Here is an 18,686-nt window from a genome sequence, read left to right as displayed (position 1 = left end):
CTTATTTACTAATTTTATCCACTGCTAGATTTAGTTTTAAAACATTTACTCCCGGTTCACCAAAAATACCCAAGAAACGACCATCAGTGTTTTGAGAAATTAAAGTTTCCAACTGCTTTGGTTCAACTCCTCGCGCTTTTGCTACTCTGGCAATTTGTACCTTAGCACTTTCAGGAGTAATGTGAGGATCAAGACTCGAACCAGAAGTATAAACTAAATCCGCAGTAGGTTGGATACCCGCTTTTTTAAGTCGCTGAATTTCACCTTCATTCCCATTAATACGTTCTAGTAATGCTGGATTACTGGGAGCTAAATTACTAGCACCAGATACCCCCGTCTTCAAAACACCAACTTCATCCTTTTTAGGGTCTGCTGTGCTGTAATTAGTAGTGCTAGGACGACCCCAAAAATACTTTTCACTGGCAAAAGGTTGACCAATTAAAGCTGAACCAATAATCACACCTTGAGAATTTTTAATTAAACTACCATTAGCCTGATCAGAAAAAACAACTTGTCCCGAAATCAACATAAATAACGGATAAATAAAAGCCGTTATCACCCACAAAACCAAAGTCGAACGAATCGCCTTACTAACTTGATGTCTCTGACTCATATTCAAACCTCCCTAATTTAAAAAACCACAACGAAATATATTTCTTCCTTTGCGCCTTTGCTCCTTAGCGTCTCTGCGCGAAATAAAAAATATGGTTCATATTAAAACCTCTCAGGCTGAAAAATCACCACAAACAAATAAACACAAAGACACAGAGTAACAAGCCCCAACAAAGTAATCGTATAAGCCGAAAAACGCGATTCTGCTACCGAAGTCGCTGCTTGAACTGCTGGCGCTAATAATAAATTCAAGCAAAGTAGTAAAAACAGACTCAGAGGAACACGATGACCTTTAGAAATTGTCATTGATTAAGCTAATCCTATAGATACAATGAAAACGTCAATAATTTTGATAGCAATAAAAGGAGCTATTACGCCACCTAATCCGTAAATAAAGATGTTCCGTTGCAAAAGTTGGTTAGCAGTGAGAGGACGAAATTTCACCCCAGTTAATGCTAAGGGAATTAAAGCCGGAATAATCAAAGCGTTGTAAATCAAAGCTGATAAAACTGCTGATTGGGTACTTGCCAAACCCATAATATTTAAACCATTTACCCCAATCCCAGGGAAAATTGCTGGAATAATTGCGAAGTATTTAGCGACATCATTAGCGAGAGAAAAAGTTGTTAAAGCCCCACGGGTAATTAGTAATTGTTTACCAATAGTGACAATATCAATTAATTTTGTCGGGTCAGAATCCAGGTCTACCATATTAGCAGCTTCCTTTGCAGCTTGTGTACCAGAATTCATTGCTACACCAACATTTGCTTGTGCTAAAGCTGGGGCATCATTAGTACCATCTCCAGTCATAGCGACTAATTTTCCTTGTGCTTGTTCGCTGCGAATTACTTCAATTTTGTCCTCTGGAGTTGCTTCAGCAATAAAGTCATCTACACCAGCTTCTTCGGCAATTACAGAAGCAGTGAGACGGTTATCTCCTGTCAGCATCACAGTTTTAATTCCCATTCTTCGCATTTGATCAAAACGTTCTTTAATCCCCGGTTTGATAATATCTTTAAGATAAATTACACCGTAAATATCATCATTTTGACAAATTGCTAATGGTGTTCCTCCTAATTTAGAAACTCGCTCATAAGCCGTATTAAGTTCTGCGGTTAATTGTCCATTACGAGAACGCACAAATCCTTTAATTGCATCTACAGCCCCTTTGCGAATTTCTACGCCATTCGGTAAATCAATGCCACTCATACGCGTTTTTGCTGAAAATTCAATTCCTGCCGCAGTTGTGGGATTAAAACTCAATTTTGCTCCTAATGATTCGGCTAATTTAACAATTGATTTTCCTTCGGGAGTTTCATCGAAAATACTGGATGCCAAGGAAATTTGGGCAACTTCATTGAGAGAATGACCTTTAACAGGAATAAATTCTTCCGCCATGCGGTTTCCTAATGTAATTGTTCCCGTTTTGTCTAAAACCAAAGTGTTAATATCTCCACAGGCTTCTACAGCCCTTCCAGATGTGGCTATGACATTAAATTGAGCCACTCTATCCATCCCGGCAATGCCAATTGCACTCAATAATCCGCCAATTGTAGTAGGAATTAACGCCACTAATAAGGCAATTAATACCGCAATACTCACAGGTGATTTAACATAAACTGACACTGTTGGTAGCGTGACAATTACCACTAAAAAAACTTGAGTTAGCACTGCCAAAAGTACAGTTAAGGCAATTTCATTGGGGGTTTTAGTGCGAGAAGCCCCTTCTACTAAAGCAATCATTCTATCAATAAAACCTTGACCTGGATCTGATGTTACCCTAATAGTTAGTTCATCAGAATTAATGCGCGTTCCTCCCGTTACAGAACTAGCAATATCAGTTCCTGGTTGTTTTAAAACTGGCGCAGATTCTCCAGTAATAGCAGATTCATCTACAGAAGCCACACCAGCAATTACTTCTCCGTCTGCGGGGATAACATCACCAGCGATAACTTTAATTTGATCACCACGACGCAAAGTAGCAGAATTAACTTCTTGAATAGAACCGTCAGGGAGAAGTTTTCGGGCTACAACATCGGATTTTGTCGCCCGTAATGAGTCAGCTTGCGCTTTTCCTCGTCCTTCTGCTACCGCTTCGGCGAAATTTGCAAAAATAAGAGTCAAGAACAGAATTATGGTAATTAGACCGTTAAAAAGTCGCGGATTATTATCAGGAGTAATCCCAAAAAGATTTGGTTCAATAGTTACTAAAGCTGTAACAATCGTCCCCACCCACACTAAAAACATAACTGGATTTTTTAGCATATTGCGTGGGTCTAATTTGACAAATGCTTGTTTAAATGCTCTAGTATAAATTCCAGTATTTTTAACTTTGGGAGTATGTTTTCGTTCTTGTCGAGTTTTTGTAGTTTTCATGGATGTTTAGTTATTCAAAAATGTCAGGGACGAACCACAGAGGCACAGAGGACGCAGAGAAATAAAAGATTGAAACATATTTTGTGTAAGTCATAAGTTTATTTGGAAATTAAAAACCATTCTGCAATTGGACCTAAAACTAATACAGGAAAGAAAGTCAGCGCCCCAAGAATTAAAATTACTCCTCCTGTAACTCCAGTGAATAAACCAGTGTCGGTTCTGAGAGTACCGGCAGTCATAGGAACTGGTTGTTTGTTGGACATACTATCTGCTAATAGCAACAAGGCAATAATGGGAATATAACGTCCTGCGAGAATACTGAAACTAGCACTGAGATTCCACCAAAGTCCTGTTGCTGCTGGTTGACTATCAGCTAGTCCTTCAAAGCCAGAACCGTTATTTGCGGCTGCGGAAGCATATTCATAAACTACTTGAGAAACGCCATGAAAGCCTGGGTTACTAATACCTGAAAGTGCATCGGGAAAAGCAAAAACTATTGCCCAAGGAATGAGAATGGCGAAGGGGTGAACTAATAAAACAACGCTGGACAGAACGATTTCTTTTTTCTCTATTTTGCGACCTAAAAATTCTGGAGTCCGTCCTACCATTAAGCCGGTTAAAAACACTGCTAAAATATAGTAGATAAATAAATAGGCTGTCCCAGTTCCTTGGCCTCCCCAAACGATTTGCAAGAATAAATTAAAGAGAAATACAAATCCACCTGGGGGCATAAATGAGTCGAGAAGTGCGTTAACAGCACCACACATTGTCCCGGTGGTAATAGTTGCAAATAATGAACTTTGCGCCCAACCAAATCTTACTTCTTTTCCTTCTAAATTGGGTTGTTGTGATCCTAAAAGAGAATTGACTAAGGGATTTCCTTGATACTCACCAATTGTAGTCACAATCCACAAGATGGTAAAGATAGTAAATACCATCCAAAATGCTAACCATGCCTGTTTAATATTGTTAGCAAATATGCCATAGGTGTAAATTAGTGCTGTGGGGATAGAAATCATGCCCCAGGTTTGCAATAAGTTAGAAAAACCACTGGGATTTTCAAAGGGATGTGCTGAGTTAATAGCAAAAAAACCACCACCGTTCTCACCAATTTGTTTAATCGCTTCCATGTGGGCAACTGGTCCGCGAGCGATCGCTTGAGTAGCACCTTCTAATGTTGTCGCTGTTGCCACTCCGGCAAGGGTTTCAGGCACACCAGCCATGATCAATAACAATCCCATAATGATTGACATGGGCAACAAAATCCGCGTAATTGACTTGGTGATGTCAATATAAAAGTTACCCAATGTTCTGCCAGTTAAGCCCCGAATAAAGGCAATTCCTACCGACAAACCGGTCGCTGATGAAACGAACATCAAAAAACTCAAAGCGAATGTTTGACTGGCATAACTCAAGGTTGTTTCTCCAGAATAATGTTGTTGATCTGTATTAGTCAGAAAAGAAAAAGTCGTGTGTAATGCTGTATCCCAAGTTGGTGTACCTAACCCTGTCGGATTGAATGGTAGCCATGCTTGAGTTATCAAAATAGTAAATACCAAAATCCCCATAACTACATTACTGTAAAGCACTGCTTTGGCATATTGCCAACCTGTCATTTCATCTTGAGGACGAACTCCAATTAAAACAAAAATTATTCTTTCTATGGGATTTAACACAGAGTCAAGCAGTGTGCTTTCTCCTAGAAAAACGCAAGCGATATATCTCCCTAATAAAGGAGTGGTGGCAATGACAAGAATTAATGTCAATGCAATTTGTATCCAACCTTGTAACATGAATTATAAAATCTCCTCAAAGAAAGTTGTTATGGCTTTTCAGTATTAAGCAGTCAGCTAAAAACAGATTTTACGGGTTTTCAAGTGGGGGGAGGCTGACATCAGTAATTAATATTCAGAATGCTTATCAATTCAATTCTTCCTAATAAGTAGAACGGCTTGAATAATTCAAAGTTTGTAGTGAGGAATTTATTCCTCATTTGAGGGCTGAAGCCCTTACTACGAAATCATCTCCAGATTTTTTACATTACTTAATCTACTTTGATTTATTTTCGTCTACTTACTTAGCTGACGGCTAAATGCTTACTTTCAGTATCATTTTTGTTAATTATTTCATCCTAAAAATCCTGATTTAGATAGTAATCTTGAGATGATTAATTTATATCATCAATTATTGTGGCAATAAAAACAAGGAGTACAAGGATATAAAAATCGTTTATTTTTCTATTTGTGTGTCTACCCAAAGATATATATCAGTGTTTAGTAAAGTTTAGAGGAAATCTAAACGCTAGTAAACAAGATCCCATCAAGATCTCTGACTTCTTTAAGAAGTCGGGGATCTGAGCCTTGATAATTGTTATAGTTATATAAGTTGAGAAAAGGTAAGTTAGTAAATGGCATCTTTAAAAAATAAATTAATAAACAATAACTTACGCCTTGGTAAAATATTACTAATTGTCACTATATTTATCTTTCTAGCAGTTTTAGAATATTCTACCCCCAATGATTATGTTTTTGGATATCTCTACAGTGGAGCAATTTTATTAGTCAATTCTTGGTTTGTGGGAATGGCAACAATAAGCGCAACATTTCTTGCTGTTTTTCTAACTATGTTAAATGCGTGGATACCTGGAGGTGAATCAATTCGAGCTTCTACTGTTGCTAGTCGAGTAATTGCTGCAATAGCTTTGATAGTCACCGGATTTTTAAGTCAGCGATTACGAAAATCTCAAAAAGCCATTGCCCTCACTCAAACTAAACTCGAATCCCAAGCCCAATTAGTGAGACTAAGAGAAGATTTTGCTTCCACACTTACTCACGATTTAAAAACGCCACTTTTAGGAGCAGTTGAAACTATTAAAGCCTTTCAAAAAGAAAAATTTGGTGCAGTTTTACCAACCCAACAGAAAGTTCTAGCAACAATGGCACGCAGCCATGAAACTTCCCTTGATTTATTAGAAACTTTGTTAGATGTTTATCGCAATGATACAGAAGGCTTAAAACTAGATTTAGCTCCTGTGGATTTAAGTATCTTAGCAGAAACAGCAATACCCCCATAAAAATCCTCCTAGTTGAGGATGATGAACTTTTCCGTTTGGGCTTGCGTGTGCGATTGCAGCAAGAAACTGGTTTGGAGATTATCGCGGAAGCGGAAGATGGTGAAACAGCCATTGAGTTAGTCAACCAGCACCCTCTTGATGTCGTTATTTTAGATGTAGGATTACCAGGAATTGGCGGAATTGAAGCCTGTTATCAAATTAAACAAAAATATCCTAATTTGCCAGTTTTAGTTCTTACTTCCCATTCCCAAAAATCTCTGATTACGCGGTTAATTGAAGTGGGCGCTCAAGGTTATTGTCTTAAAGGTGTTGCGGCTGAAAAATTGAATTGGTAAACCTCTTTGTTTCAAATCAGCATAGATTTCCGCAGCTTTTTGAAATATAGCCATATCATCTAATAGTAATACCTTGTATTCATTGCCTAAATTTTCTAAGTTGATTAACTTTCTCGTAGCTTTGACAGCTAGAAATCCCCGTTGAATTTCATAGTAAGTCATTCCACTGATAAAAACTTTTTCTCCTTGAGTACGTAATTTGTCTAATTTAATAATAATTTTTGGATTATTTCTGAAAATTGCTGCAATAATATTAGTGCGTTTCCCCTGCTTATTGTCCCACATTCATCGCTGCTACAAATGCCTTTTGACTCACATCTTGATAAATGGCTTTTAAATATTTCATCACCAATTCACTAGCAGGTAAATTAGTTGTATTTCCCTCATCTTTCGCTAAGGGAATTGTCCCTAATACATCTAATACTGTTTCACTAACAGCAGGTGAAATAACTACTAAAGACGATTCTAACGGCTGATTATATTGCCAAAAATCATCTATTTTAACGGGATATTGATGTTCAGAAACTTCTGGTTGAATTGCCGATATTTCCTGAATTGTTTCTACATTTTTAGTGCTGCGTAATTGACGTAAATCGCTGATAATTTGCTCTTTGGTGCGTCCACGTAATTGAAATAATACAAATGGATCTTCACTAAAGCGATCGCCTAATTGATAATATACTGCACCTATATGTTTACAAGGAACGGCTTTATCAGGACAAGAACATTTACTGTGAACATCAGTCAGAGTAAAGGGAAACAATGATAAACCATTACTGATAAAAACTTCTTCAATATTTTGTGGCATTTCCCCCGCTAATAACTTAGCCGCAAAAATCGCCTTTTGAGACATTGTTTCCACCACATAACCCCATTCTTCCTCACTAAAAGCATCAAGAGATAAAGAAACTTTATAAGGTTCTGCTTCACTACCTTGGACTCTAGCTAATACTTTCGCAGCTTTAAATCTAATACTCAAAACATTTCCTTGTCGAGAATAATTTCTTGCCCGTTCTAAGCGCTTTTTAAATCGGTAAGAATCCAGTAAATCGAGCCATCTTTGTGACCACCATTCCCGACTTGCTTGTAAGGTTTCGTTACTCATATATTAAAGATTATCTAACCAATTTTGCAAATCTTCCACAGTATCTAAATCAAATATTGCTTCTCCCAAAGTCTCAATGATTTCTATATTTAAACTTCTAATTTCAGTTTCTAATTCTCGATCAATTTGTCCAAACTTCCTATTAATTAAACGGAGAATTAAATTTTTTTCTCGTTCAATTCCTCGTTCAATTCCTCGTTCAATTCCTCGTTCAATTCCTCGTTCAATTCCTCGTTCAATTCCTTCTTCCATCCAACTGGTGACAATTTGCATAACTTCCTCCTTTTCTTCTTTGATTAATGTACCTATTTCTGTTTGAAATTTCTCTTCTTCTATTTTATTCAATCTCAAATATGTGTCAATGAAACCTGATATTAATTGCATTTTGGCTGGATTTAATTTTAAGGTGACTAATAACCTTAAACATTCTGCTTTGACTTTTGGCCTATCTTCTGGCGCTATGCTCATTTTTGACATCAAAGCCGATGCAACTGGATTTGGACGGGCTAAAAAGTCTCGCCAGTTGAGTTGATTCAGTTGCACTACTTGATAATTAAATTTTAGCACTTGAAAATCAGGAAAGTTGATTTGATAGTTATTCACGGCTACGGTTTTGGGTGAGTCGTAGGAAAATATCACTATCGGATATATTGGTAAGTCCAATTTTTCATCTAATCTGGCAAAATAACGAAACATTCTTTGATTAAATTTCGGTCTTGCACCTGATTCGGCTTCAATATGAATCACAAAATAAGAAGGTTGACCTAAAAATTTAACTTTGGCTATCAGGTCGGTTTCATATTTGTCTCCTGCGGTAACATCAGTAAATATTTCCTTGTCTAAGAATATAATTGATTCTGTGTCTATATATTCGAGAACTTGAGGAAAGAATAATTCTATAAATTCTATGAAAAAAGTTGATATTAGTTCTTTGAATAAGCGGTCATGGTCTATGTTTTCTGTCATATCTTCCTTAAACTTCATCTTCTTCGATGACTGCATTCCGATCTAATATTAATAAGTTGCGAAGTTGGTCTGTATCCATTTCCGTTAACCAATCTTCTCCTGCACCTACTACTTGTTCTGCGAGTTGTTTTTTACTTTCTATCATATCATTAATTTTTTCTTCTAAAGTCCCAGTACAGACAAATTTATGAACTTGGACATTGCGAGTTTGACCAATTCTAAATACTCTGTCTGTGGCTTGATTTTCCACTGCGGGATTCCACCATCTATCAAAGTGAAATACATGATTTGCCCTAGTTAAATTTAAGCCCACACCACCAGCTTTTAACGATAAAATCATAATTGGTGGTCCTTGGGGGTCATGTTGGAATCTATCAATCATTTCTTCTCTTTGTTTTTTGCTGGTACTACCATATAAAAAGAATATTTCCCGTCCTAATTTCTTTTCTAAATAAGGTTTTAGCAATTTACCCCATTCAGCAAATTGTGTGAAAATTAAAGCGCGGTCTTCTTCTACTAAAACTTCATCTAACATTTCCTCTAGTCGTTGTAATTTAGCTGAATGATGTTTTTCTAAAGTTGCTAATTTTAAATATTGAGAAGGATGATTACATATCTGTTTTAGCTTCACTAATAATCCTAAAATCATCCCCCGACGTTGTAAACCTTCCGCAGATTCAATTGCTACTAAAGATTCATCTACTAATTGTTGATATAGTGTAGCTTGTTCGGAAGTTAATCCACAAAAAACCGTCATTTCTTGCTTATCTGGCAAGTCTTGAATAATGTCTTTATCACTTTTTAACCGTCGCAGAATAAAAGGTTGAACTAAAGAACGTAATTGATTTAAAGAAGCAGTATCACCATACTTTTCAATCGGCATAGCAAACCGTCTTTGGAAAAATTGTTTATTCCCTAAATATCCAGGATTAAGAAAATCTAAAATAGACCATAATTCTTGTAATCTATTTTCTACAGGTGTACCAGTTAAAGCAATCCGAAATGTGGTTTCTAATTGCCGGACGGCTTGTGATTGTTTTGCTTCGGAATTCTTGATATTTTGGGCTTCGTCTAAAACAATTATTTGCCATTCAATTACTTTCAATAACTTAATATCGCGGTGAATCAGTGCATAGCTAGTAATTACTATATCGTGTTTATTAACTGCTTCTGTAAATGCTTTACCTTTAGGGCGTTTATCACCGTGATATTCTAAAACTTTGATTGTGGGGGCAAATTTTTTGACTTCTTTTTGCCAATTGCCCATAACTGAAGTAGGACATACTAAAAGCGTCGGTTTTTCTAATGCGTTTTGTTCTTGGAGATGAAGTAGGAAAACTATAAACTGTACCGACTTACCTAATCCCATATCGTCCGCTAAACAAGCGCCCAAACCCCATCTTTCTAAAAACGCTAACCAAGCTACACCACGTTCTTGATAAGGTCTTAATTGTCCGGTAAAATTGCCAGGAGTTGGTAAAGTTTGAATTTCTTGATTATTAGTTAATGTCCCAATTAATTCTTCCAATGCACCGGAAGCTTCAAAACTGACAACAGGTAATTTTTCAATTACTTGAGTATCTCCTTTACTAATGCGTAAAGCATCTTCTAAGGAAAGAGACATTTGTTCTTTACGGGAACTAAAAAAAGTTTGGGCAGTTTTAATATCTTGGGGACGCAATTCTACCCATTCACCATTAATTTCGACTAAAGGACTATTTAATTTTACCAGTTTATCAAACGCAGCTTTAGAGATTGTTTGTCCACCAATTGCCAAATGCCATTGAAAATTTAATAAACTTTGTAAACCCAAACGTCCTGATTTTTGTTGAGGAGTTTCGGCACTAATTTTTAACCCTAAACGATTTGCCCACCCTTCCCGATTTGCTAAACTAGGAGGTAAAATTACGCCTAAACCACTATCTTCAAATTTCCAAGTTACAGCTTTGATAAATTCATAAGCTTCCATGGGGGTAAGGTGACAAAATTCGGGAGATGCAGTTTCTAAACTAGGGGTAATTATCGGATACAATCGAGAAGCTAAACCCAAACCTCGCAAAAATGTTTCTTGAGGTTGTGCGATTGTGCGATTTTGATAAACTAATTTTTCTACAGATTGATGCCAAATTGTCGCTGCGTCTATTAACAATTCTGGGTTATCTGCTGCTTGGAGAAAATATTTTAAAGTCCAATTTGGGTCTTCATTTTCTGGAGGCAGTAATTGAAAACAAGTTCTAAATAAAGCCTTACCTGTAAGTTGATATTGTAATGGTAAAGTCCAAGCTTTTAACGTAGTTTCTAAACGTTCTCCTCCTGCTGCATCAATTATATTATTTTCATTAATTAATCCTTGTAACCATTGCTGTAATGCCGCAGGTAAGGACATCATGATTCTAGGTTCAAGAGGAGATTGAGAACCAACCATTAACCGCAATTGATTATCTGTAATATTATTGAGAAATGATAATATAATTTCTTGAGGTATTAATGGTAAATCAATTGCTATATTTTCGGTAGTCTGTTGATATGTTCGACAAGCTAAGGGCATTTGTGAGGCGAATTTCTCTAACCTAGTGACATCTACAGCACTATCTAAAAGTACCTGCCATTTGGCAATTAAATTACTATCTTGTTTTTCAACAGTTGGTAAAAATTTACAACGAGAAATTAAGTCTAAATGCCATCTGTAAATATGTACCCAAAAATGAATATCTGCACCTAATAAAGCTGCTTTACTATCATTTGCACTCAAAGGTAAAGATGAGAGAAATTGAATTGCTAATGCCGGAGTGAGACAAAAACCATCAATTTGCCAAGGATGTAAATATTGTGAAGATGGAGGATCTATATCTACGCTGACAGAATGAACTGGAGAAATTGTGGTTAACCCTGATTTTTTATTTTCTAAAAAATAAGTTGGTAAAGAAACAGTTTGAGAATGAAGAGGTAATTTTATTTCTGTTGATGGTTTACTTTTAAGTTTTTGTTTAGTAGTAGGAGATGGCTGAATTACATTAGCAATTGATAAATTAGATGCTTCTAACCATTCATTTAATTCCACTGATGTCATAGCCAATGGATGTAAAGGAATTTCCGCAGATACCTCAGTATGTACCTGCGAAGAACGCCAAGTTTCTCCCCAAATAAAGAAATAACTATTTTGATTATTTAGTATCCAAGTTCCGTGTAAAGTTGCCATGTTTAAATAGACTAATTATTTTTTTAATTGTTATGTTGCATCTTGAGCAAGAGCGGAAGATACTGAATCTGCTCCTCCAACTTAAATAGTAACAAACGTTGGACTGAAACAAAACTTTTACAGTCTGATTTTCAACCATCCCTACTTATAGTAAAATCAAAATGCACTATTATACTTATTCCCTCTTAGAAATATGAGCATCTACCCAGATTTCCAAGAACAAGGCTATCAGGTTATTAGAGAACTAGGACGCAACCGGGAAGGTGGTAGAATTACTTGGTTAGCAACAAATATTAACACAGGGCAAGCGGAGGTAATCAAACAGTTTTGTTTTGCTCAAGCGGGTTCAAGTTGGTCTGGTTCAGAAGCCCACGCACGAGAAATACAGGTACTTAAAGGATTAGATCATCCTGGTATTCCCAGTTACTTGCATTCCTTTGAAACCTCCGATGGTTTTTGTTTAGTTCAAGAGTATATTAATGCTTCTACTTTAGCAGAACCTCGCAGTTTTTCACCAGAAGAAATTAAACAAATTGCAGTTAAGATTTTAGAAATTCTTGTATATTTACAAAATCGGATACCGTCGGTAATTCATCGAGATATTAAACCAGAAAACATTTTAGTAGATGAACAAATCAATGTCTATTTAATTGACTTTGGTTTTGCTCGTATTGGTAGTCATGATGTAGCTGGAAGTAGTGTTTTTAAAGGAACTCCTGGTTTTATTCCCCCAGAGCAAATGTTTAAACCCACAAATGCTACAGATTTGTATGCTTTGGGTGCAACTTTGATATGTTTATTAACAGGAATCAAGTCCACAAAAATAGATCAATTGCAAGATGCAGATGATCCTTATTTGATTAAATTTCGTCATCTTTTACCCCAGGTAAGTTTGCGGTTTATCGGTTGGTTGGAAAAAATGGTACAACCGAAGCAAAAAGACCGATTTACTAATGCAGAATTAGCTTTAGAATCACTCAAACCCCTTGATGTTATTCGTGTACCAGGAGTTGATTTTAGTGAAACAGTTTTAGAGTTTGAAGCGAATTGGCTGGGGGAAAAATTAAGGAGGGATATTAACATTGAAAACCCCATACCAGATACTTTATTAAAAGGTAAATGGGAAGTTGCACCGCATCCTCAAGACCCACCCCATACACCAGATCATCATGCTTGGATTTCAGTTAAACCTGCTCAGTTTAGCAGGAATAATATTCATTGTCAGGTTGAGGTGGATACGAGTAAATTAATGGCGGATAAGCAGTATAAACGTCAATTAATTCTTTATAGTAATGCTTATCCAGCTAGTCATACTTTGACGGTGAAGGTACAAACGGCGGCTTTACCGATTGAGAAGATAAAATTGCCTTATTCGCTTTTAATTGCGATGTTTTTACTGGTTGTGGTGGCAGCCATGTCCATAACTGGGAGTATAACTTATTTGAGGATATCTGATTATGTATTGCCCGTGGTGTCGGGCTGTGTGTGGTTTTTTATCTTGCTATATGTGGGTCGGGATGTGGGTTGGGCTGTGGCTATGGCTGTGGCTATGGCTGTGGCTATGGCTGTGGCTATGGCTGTGGGTGGGGGTTTGGCTGTGGGTTGGGCTGTGGCTATGGCTGTGGTTTGGGCTGTGGGTCGGTATGTGGGTTGGGCTGTGGGTCGGGATATGGCTATGGGTGTGGCTGTGGGTGGGGCTATGGTTCTGGGTGGGGCTGTGGGTGGGGCTGTGGCTGTGGCCGTGGGTTGGGTTGTGGGTCGGGCTGTGTATATGGCTGTGGGTCTGGCTGAGGACATGGCTAAAGAGGCTAAAAACTTGTTTACTAATATACTAATACTACTCATATTAGGATTGGGAATTAGTGTAGGAACGGGAATAATAATAGGCTTTAACACATTTATTTTGTTAGCACTCACTGGAACAAGTTTACCGGCACTTTTCATGCTGCTTTATCCACCCCTAAAAAGACGTAAATTAATTGCTAAATATCGTCAGTCTGAGGAATCTTTAATTAAACCGTGAAAATGTCAGTCATGTAGGTTGGGTTAAGCGACAGCGCAACCCAACAAAAGATATAATAAAAATATCTGAATCAGGATAACCAGGATTAAAGGATTAAAGGATTAAAGGATTTACAGGATGAAGGGATTAAATATTTATTGTCTGAATCAGGATACCCAGGATTTAAGGATTTACAGGATGAAGAGATTAAATATTTATTGTCTGAATCAGGATATCCAGGATTTAAGGATTTACAGGATGAAGGGATTAAATATTTATTGTCTGAATCAGGATATCCAGGATTTAAGGATTTACAGGATGAAGAGATTAAATATTTTTAATAATCACCAAATTCTGTGGATCTGACAATTCTGTGAACGATGATAAAAATATCTTATTAAGCATGAATAGGATTACATTACTTTCACCATCAAATATTTTATTCAGCAATCCTATGTCCTGCAAATATGCCAATCATAAAAATCCAAATCCCAACAGAAATCCTGTACATCCTTAAATCCTGCACATCCTGATTCAGACAAAAATATTTAATTATTCAAATCATCAAAATCTAAATCCCAACAAAAATCCTGTACATCCTTAAATCCTGGACATCCTGATTCAGACAAAAATATTTAATTATTCAAATCATCAAAATCCAAATTCATACAAAAATCCTGTAAATCCTTTAATCGGTGGATATCCTGATTCAGACAAAAATATTTAATTATTCAAATCATCAAAATCCAAATCCCAACAAAAATCCTGTAAATCCTTTAATCCTGGACATCCTGATTCAGACAAAAATATTTAATTATTCAAATCATCAAAGTCATGTAGGTTGGGTTAAGCAACAGCGCAACCCAACAAAAGAATAATATAATATTGGGTTTTCTCAACCCAACCTACATAATGCTATAATCAACAAATAACTACTTGGTATCACATCATGATGATTACTCAAGAATTAGAATGTCAAGAAAACATCTCTCAAGATGTAATATTTCCCCCAAGTGATTTATATAGTGATGAACCAACCGTGGAAACAGAACTACATCTAAGACAAATAATTCTACTGTTCAAATGTCTAGAATGGTTATGGAAAGATAGAAATGATTTCTATGCTGCGGGAAATCTCACCATTTACTATAGTCCTAATCAGAAAAAATCTGAATATTTCCGAGGTCCAGATTTCTTTGTCGTCTTAGGAACAGAACGCAAAACTCGCAAAAGTTGGGTGGTGTGGGAAGAAGATGGTAAATATCCTAATTTCATTTTAGAAATTCTCTCACCAACTACAGCTAATACAGATAGAGAATATAAAAAAGAACTTTATCAAAATACTTTCCGCACACCTGATTATTTTTGGTTCGACCCTTATACACTAGAATTTGCAGGTTTTCATTTAGTAGACGGAGAATATCAACCTTTAGAACAAAATCAGCAAGGACATTTGTGGAGTCGTCAGCTAGGTTTATATTTAGGAATTTATCAAGGACTATTACGGTATTTTACCCCAGCAGGAGAGCTAGTTCCCACACCTGAAGAAACCGCAGAAAAAGAAACTAAAAAATCAGAACGTTTAGCAGCAAAATTGCGGGAGTTAAATATAGATCCTGATACAATTTAATGTAGGTTGGGTTAAGCGACAGCGCAACCCAACAACAGCTTTAATAAACCAATGATGAAAATGTCTGAATCAGGTGGTTATCGAGCGAAGTCGAGATGATATCCACCGATTAAAGGATTGTCAGGATGAAGAGATTAAATATTTTTAATAATCACCAAATTCTGTGAATCTGAAAATTCTATGAATGATGATAAAAATATCTAAATCAGCATAAATAGGATTACATTACTTTCACCATCAAATATTTTATTCAGCAATTCCATACTCTGCGAATCTGCCAATCATAAAAATCCAAATCCAAAAAAAAATCCTGTAAATCCTTAAATCCTGGACATCCTGATTCTGACAAAAATATTTAATTATTCAATTCCGAAAATTCCTTTTTAATGACAGGGGAAATTACCATACAGTTAATTACATCTTAATTGATTGATAAAATATTATGAAATCGTTCAGCAAAAATAGAACTGAGACAACAAACCCAGATATGAAGCCTATTGTACAGCTAACAGAGAAAATTTTGTTTGATGTTTGTTCATTACAGAAGCCGTCTAGACTGCATAAATGTTAGGATTGCCACAGAGTGAGAATCGCGTAAGAGAAGGAAAAAAAACTGAATGGCAGAATTTGAAAAGTCAATATCCTTTGATGGACGGGATATTCGACTGACGGTTGGCCTACTAGCCCCCCAAGCAGGTGGGTCGGTTTTGATACAATCAGGAGATACAACTGTTTTAGTAACGGCTACAAGGTCAGCAGCGCGGGAAGGCATTGATTTTTTGCCACTGACCGTAGATTACGAAGAAAGATTGTACGCAGCGGGAAGAATTCCTGGGGGAATTATGCGCCGAGAAGGTCGTCCACCGGAAAAGTCAATTCTTACCAGTCGGCTGATTGACCGTCCACTCCGTCCTTTATTCCCTTCATGGTTGCGGGATGACTTGCAAGTTATGGCAATAACCATGTCAATGGATGAGCAAGTCCCTCCTGATGTGTTAGCAGTAACAGGTGCTTCAATTGCTACCCTCATTGCCCAAATTCCTTTTAATGGACCCATGGCCGCAGTGCGAGTAGGCTTAGTGGGGGATGATTTTATTATTAACCCTACCTATGCAGAAATTGCAGCGGGAGATTTGGATTTAGTCGTCGCCGGTTCACCAGATGGGGTAATCATGGTGGAAGCGGGTGCAAATCAATTGCCAGAGCGAGATATTATTGAAGCGATTGATTTTGGCTACGAAGCAGTTCGGGATTTAATTCAGGCCCAGTTAGATTTACTGGATGAACTAGGTCTCAAACTGGTGCAAGAAGCACCACCAGAACCAGATCAGACATTAGAAAACTATATCCGCGATCGCGCTAGTAATGAGATTAAAAAAATCTTAGCGCAATTTGAGTTAACTAAAACTGATCGTGATATTGCTTTGGACGCAGTTGAAGATAGTATTGCTGATGAAATCAAAGCTTTACCAGAAGAAGACCCTATTCGCATTGCTGCTACAGCAAACTCTAAAGCTCTTGGCAATACATTCAAAAGTATTACTAAATACTTCATGCGCCGTCAAATTGTCGAAGATAATGTCCGCGTAGATGGTCGCAAACTTGATGAAGTCCGCCCTATATCTTGTCGAGTTGGCATAATCCCCAAACGAGTTCATGGTAGCGGTTTATTCAATCGGGGACTGACTCAGGTACTATCAATGTGTACCCTTGGGACTCCCGGAGATGCCCAAAACCTCAACGATGACTTGCAACTAGAACAAACCAAACGTTACCTGCATCACTATAACTTCCCTCCCTTCTCCGTCGGCGAAACCAAACCATTACGCGCCCCTGGGAGACGAGAAATCGGACATGGTGCATTAGCAGAACGGGCATTATTACCTGTACTACCATCCAAGGAAAAATTTCCCTACGTAATTCGCGTAGTATCGGAAGTTCTTTCTTCCAATGGTTCGACTTCAATGGGTTCAGTTTGTGGTTCTAGCCTATCCCTCATGGATGCCGGTGTACCAATTACTAAACCTGTGAGTGGTGCGGCAATGGGCTTGATTAAGGAAGGGGACGAAGTGCGAATCCTTACCGACATTCAAGGCATTGAAGACTTTTTAGGTGATATGGACTTCAAAGTTGCCGGTACAGATACTGGGATTACCGCTTTGCAAATGGATATGAAAATATCTGGGTTGCCTTTAGAGGTAATTGCCCAAGCTGTCAACCAAGCCAAACCTGCCCGGTTACATATTCTGGAAAAAATGCTCCAGACTATTGACACACACAGGGAAGAAACTTCACCCTATGCCCCACGTCTGTTGACCATCAAGATTGATCCTGACATGATTGGTCTAGTCATTGGACCTGGAGGGAAAACCATCAAGGGGATCACTGAAGAAACTGGTGCAAAAATTGACATCCAAGATGATGGTACTGTCACCATTTCCGCAGTTGATGAAAACCGAGCTAAGAGAGCGCGGAATATCGTTCAAGGCATGACTCGTAAACTCCATGAAGGGGACGTTTACATCGGTCGTGTAACAAGGGTTATACCCATTGGTGCTTTTGTGGAGTTCTTGCCCGGTAAAGAAGGCATGATTCACATTTCTCAGCTTGCTGACTATCGAGTTGGCAAGGTTGAAGATGAAGTAGCTGTTGGTGATGAGGTGATTGTCAAAGTGCGAGAAATTGACAATAAGGGACGAATTAACCTCACACGCTTGGGTATTCACCCAGATCAAGCAGCAGCAGCACGGGAAGCAGCAGCCGTAAACCATTAAATCGCTGGTTGGATTTTAGATTTTAGATTACAGATGAATCGCAAATCTAAAATCCGCGATGCCTTGCTAGTAGGCATCGCTGTCGAATTCTTTATTATTTAAGTATAAAAAATTAAATTTAATTGGGTTGTTAAAATAGAATTTTCCTCCTCACCCTGATGATATGATGGCGCAGTCCTTACGCCCCTAGGAGTTTGCGATCGCTAAATTCTGGTTGACATTAGACTTTTTAGTGCGATATAATGGTATGCTATTTAAAGTGTATTGATTGCTGCACTAGGCTAAAAAAGTATATCAATAATATCGGTAGCTAATATGGCCTAAGTAATGCCTAGATGCCAATTTTTTGTTGTTTATTAATGAGGTGAATATGGCAAAGCGCCGTAACCCGAAAAAAGAAAAGGCGCTACGAAACCAGGCCTACGCCAGAAAGTTTCGTAAACGTACCACCACAGGTAGAATGGGCAGAAGATTCCAACAAAGACCGCCCAAGAGTGAAGAGGAAGACACAGGCGCAGCAGCAATGGACGCTGCTGATTAGTACGTCTGGTTAAATTTTACTCTTTCATATTCTGAATTTTTAGGGTGTACACGAGTACACCCTTATTTGTTGT

13 protein-coding genes and 2 pseudogenes are annotated in these 18,686 nt (G+C 37.6%); 7 read left to right on the top strand and 8 right to left on the bottom strand.

The window, feature by feature from the left end; all coding sequences use genetic code 11:
* Position 1: 1 nt before the first annotated feature.
* The 4 genes from kdpC to kdpA all read right to left on the bottom strand — a co-directional run bounded on the left by kdpC (position 2) and on the right by kdpA (position 4,781).
* On the bottom strand, positions 2-613 hold the full coding sequence (gene kdpC, locus FJR08_RS10730; protein ID WP_015079819.1) for a K(+)-transporting ATPase subunit C: 612 nt from the start codon (positions 611-613) through the stop codon (positions 2-4).
* Positions 614-714: 101 nt separating this feature from the next.
* Positions 715-918, bottom strand: coding sequence for a K(+)-transporting ATPase subunit F (gene kdpF / locus FJR08_RS10725; protein WP_168633150.1), 204 nt, complete (start codon positions 916-918; stop codon positions 715-717).
* 3 nt (positions 919-921) lie between these two features.
* Positions 922-2,988, bottom strand: a complete 2,067-nt coding sequence (gene kdpB / locus FJR08_RS10720; protein ID WP_168633149.1) for a potassium-transporting ATPase subunit KdpB — start codon at positions 2,986-2,988, stop codon at positions 922-924.
* Between the two features lie 98 nt (positions 2,989-3,086).
* Positions 3,087-4,781 carry a potassium-transporting ATPase subunit KdpA gene (gene kdpA, locus FJR08_RS10715; RefSeq protein WP_168633148.1) on the bottom strand — a complete coding sequence of 565 codons (1,695 nt, stop codon included), beginning with the start codon at positions 4,779-4,781 and terminating at the stop codon, positions 3,087-3,089.
* Positions 4,782-5,395: 614 nt separating this feature from the next.
* Between kdpA and FJR08_RS10710 the strand changes: the two are divergent.
* Together FJR08_RS10710 and FJR08_RS10705 are read left to right on the top strand one after the other, a co-directional pair.
* Positions 5,396-6,049, top strand: a pseudogene (locus FJR08_RS10710) (histidine kinase dimerization/phospho-acceptor domain-containing protein); the annotation flags it as partial.
* An 8-nt stretch (positions 6,050-6,057) separates the two neighbouring features.
* Positions 6,058-6,387: pseudogene (locus FJR08_RS10705) on the top strand (response regulator transcription factor); the annotation flags it as partial.
* On the opposite strand, the gene FJR08_RS10700 reads toward FJR08_RS10705, so the two are convergent.
* Genes FJR08_RS10700 through FJR08_RS10685 form a run of 4 tightly spaced genes read right to left on the bottom strand, consistent with a single transcriptional unit; the run spans position 6,331 to position 11,666 of the window.
* Positions 6,331-6,681 carry a VapC toxin family PIN domain ribonuclease gene (locus FJR08_RS10700; RefSeq protein ID WP_254435733.1) on the bottom strand — a complete coding sequence of 117 codons (351 nt, stop codon included), beginning with the start codon at positions 6,679-6,681 and terminating at the stop codon, positions 6,331-6,333. The pseudogene FJR08_RS10705 and the gene FJR08_RS10700 overlap by 57 nt on opposite strands.
* Entirely contained in the window at positions 6,668-7,501 is an 834-nt protein-coding gene (locus FJR08_RS10695; protein ID WP_015079826.1) for an SWIM zinc finger family protein, read from the bottom strand. The genes FJR08_RS10700 and FJR08_RS10695 overlap by 14 nt, the downstream gene beginning before the upstream one ends.
* Before the next feature lie 3 nt (positions 7,502-7,504).
* Positions 7,505-8,467: a DUF4351 domain-containing protein gene (locus FJR08_RS10690; RefSeq protein ID WP_168633147.1), complete on the bottom strand. Its 963-nt coding sequence runs from the start codon at positions 8,465-8,467 to the stop codon at positions 7,505-7,507.
* A 7-nt stretch (positions 8,468-8,474) separates the two neighbouring features.
* On the bottom strand, positions 8,475-11,666 hold the full coding sequence (locus FJR08_RS10685; RefSeq protein WP_168633146.1) for a DEAD/DEAH box helicase: 3,192 nt from the start codon (positions 11,664-11,666) through the stop codon (positions 8,475-8,477).
* A gap of 193 nt (positions 11,667-11,859) precedes the next feature.
* Here FJR08_RS10685 and FJR08_RS10680 point away from each other — a divergent pair, with 193 nt between their 5' ends.
* The 5 genes from FJR08_RS10680 (at position 11,860) to FJR08_RS10660 (ending at position 18,613) form a co-directional block, all read left to right on the top strand.
* Positions 11,860-13,689: a serine/threonine-protein kinase gene (locus FJR08_RS10680; RefSeq protein ID WP_168633145.1), complete on the top strand. Its 1,830-nt coding sequence runs from the start codon at positions 11,860-11,862 to the stop codon at positions 13,687-13,689.
* Between the two features lie 137 nt (positions 13,690-13,826).
* Complete coding sequence (locus FJR08_RS10675; RefSeq protein WP_168633144.1) at positions 13,827-14,009, top strand: hypothetical protein; 183 nt, start codon at positions 13,827-13,829, stop codon at positions 14,007-14,009.
* A 608-nt stretch (positions 14,010-14,617) separates the two neighbouring features.
* Positions 14,618-15,298, top strand: coding sequence for a Uma2 family endonuclease (locus FJR08_RS10670; RefSeq protein WP_168633143.1), 681 nt, complete (start codon positions 14,618-14,620; stop codon positions 15,296-15,298).
* 617 nt (positions 15,299-15,915) lie between these two features.
* Positions 15,916-18,072 (top strand): polyribonucleotide nucleotidyltransferase, encoded by a 2,157-nt coding sequence (locus FJR08_RS10665; RefSeq protein ID WP_015079832.1) that lies wholly within the window; start codon positions 15,916-15,918, stop codon positions 18,070-18,072.
* A gap of 370 nt (positions 18,073-18,442) precedes the next feature.
* The gene (locus FJR08_RS10660; RefSeq protein ID WP_015079833.1) at positions 18,443-18,613 is read left to right on the top strand and encodes a hypothetical protein; all 171 of its coding nucleotides are present in this window, start codon (positions 18,443-18,445) and stop codon (positions 18,611-18,613) included.
* Positions 18,614-18,686: the final 73 nt, after the last annotated feature.

The sequence above is a fragment of the Dolichospermum sp. UHCC 0260 genome (assembly GCF_009711985.1).
In the GTDB taxonomy this organism is placed as follows: Bacteria; Cyanobacteriota; Cyanobacteriia; order Cyanobacteriales; family Nostocaceae; genus Dolichospermum; species Dolichospermum lemmermannii.
The sequence above is the reverse complement of the archived record's forward strand: the minus strand, read 5'-3'. Positions and strand labels throughout refer to the sequence as shown.

Bases quoted from the DNA above. Each gene is read 5' to 3' on its own strand.
- kdpC (WP_015079819.1), bottom strand. From the start codon at position 613: ATGAGTCAGAGACATCAAGTTAGTAAGGCGATTCGTTCGACTTTGGTT.
- kdpF (WP_168633150.1), bottom strand. From the start codon at position 918: ATGACAATTTCTAAAGGTCATCGTGTTCCTCTGAGTCTGTTTTTACTA.
- kdpB (WP_168633149.1), bottom strand. From the start codon at position 2,988: ATGAAAACTACAAAAACTCGACAAGAACGAAAACATACTCCCAAAGTT.
- kdpA (WP_168633148.1), bottom strand. From the start codon at position 4,781: ATGTTACAAGGTTGGATACAAATTGCATTGACATTAATTCTTGTCATT.
- FJR08_RS10700 (WP_254435733.1), bottom strand. From the start codon at position 6,681: ATGTGGGACAATAAGCAGGGGAAACGCACTAATATTATTGCAGCAATT.
- FJR08_RS10695 (WP_015079826.1), bottom strand. From the start codon at position 7,501: ATGAGTAACGAAACCTTACAAGCAAGTCGGGAATGGTGGTCACAAAGA.
- FJR08_RS10690 (WP_168633147.1), bottom strand. From the start codon at position 8,467: ATGACAGAAAACATAGACCATGACCGCTTATTCAAAGAACTAATATCA.
- FJR08_RS10685 (WP_168633146.1), bottom strand. From the start codon at position 11,666: ATGGCAACTTTACACGGAACTTGGATACTAAATAATCAAAATAGTTAT.
- FJR08_RS10680 (WP_168633145.1), top strand. From the start codon at position 11,860: ATGAGCATCTACCCAGATTTCCAAGAACAAGGCTATCAGGTTATTAGA.
- FJR08_RS10670 (WP_168633143.1), top strand. From the start codon at position 14,618: ATGATGATTACTCAAGAATTAGAATGTCAAGAAAACATCTCTCAAGAT.
- FJR08_RS10665 (WP_015079832.1), top strand. From the start codon at position 15,916: ATGGCAGAATTTGAAAAGTCAATATCCTTTGATGGACGGGATATTCGA.
- FJR08_RS10660 (WP_015079833.1), top strand. From the start codon at position 18,443: ATGGCAAAGCGCCGTAACCCGAAAAAAGAAAAGGCGCTACGAAACCAG.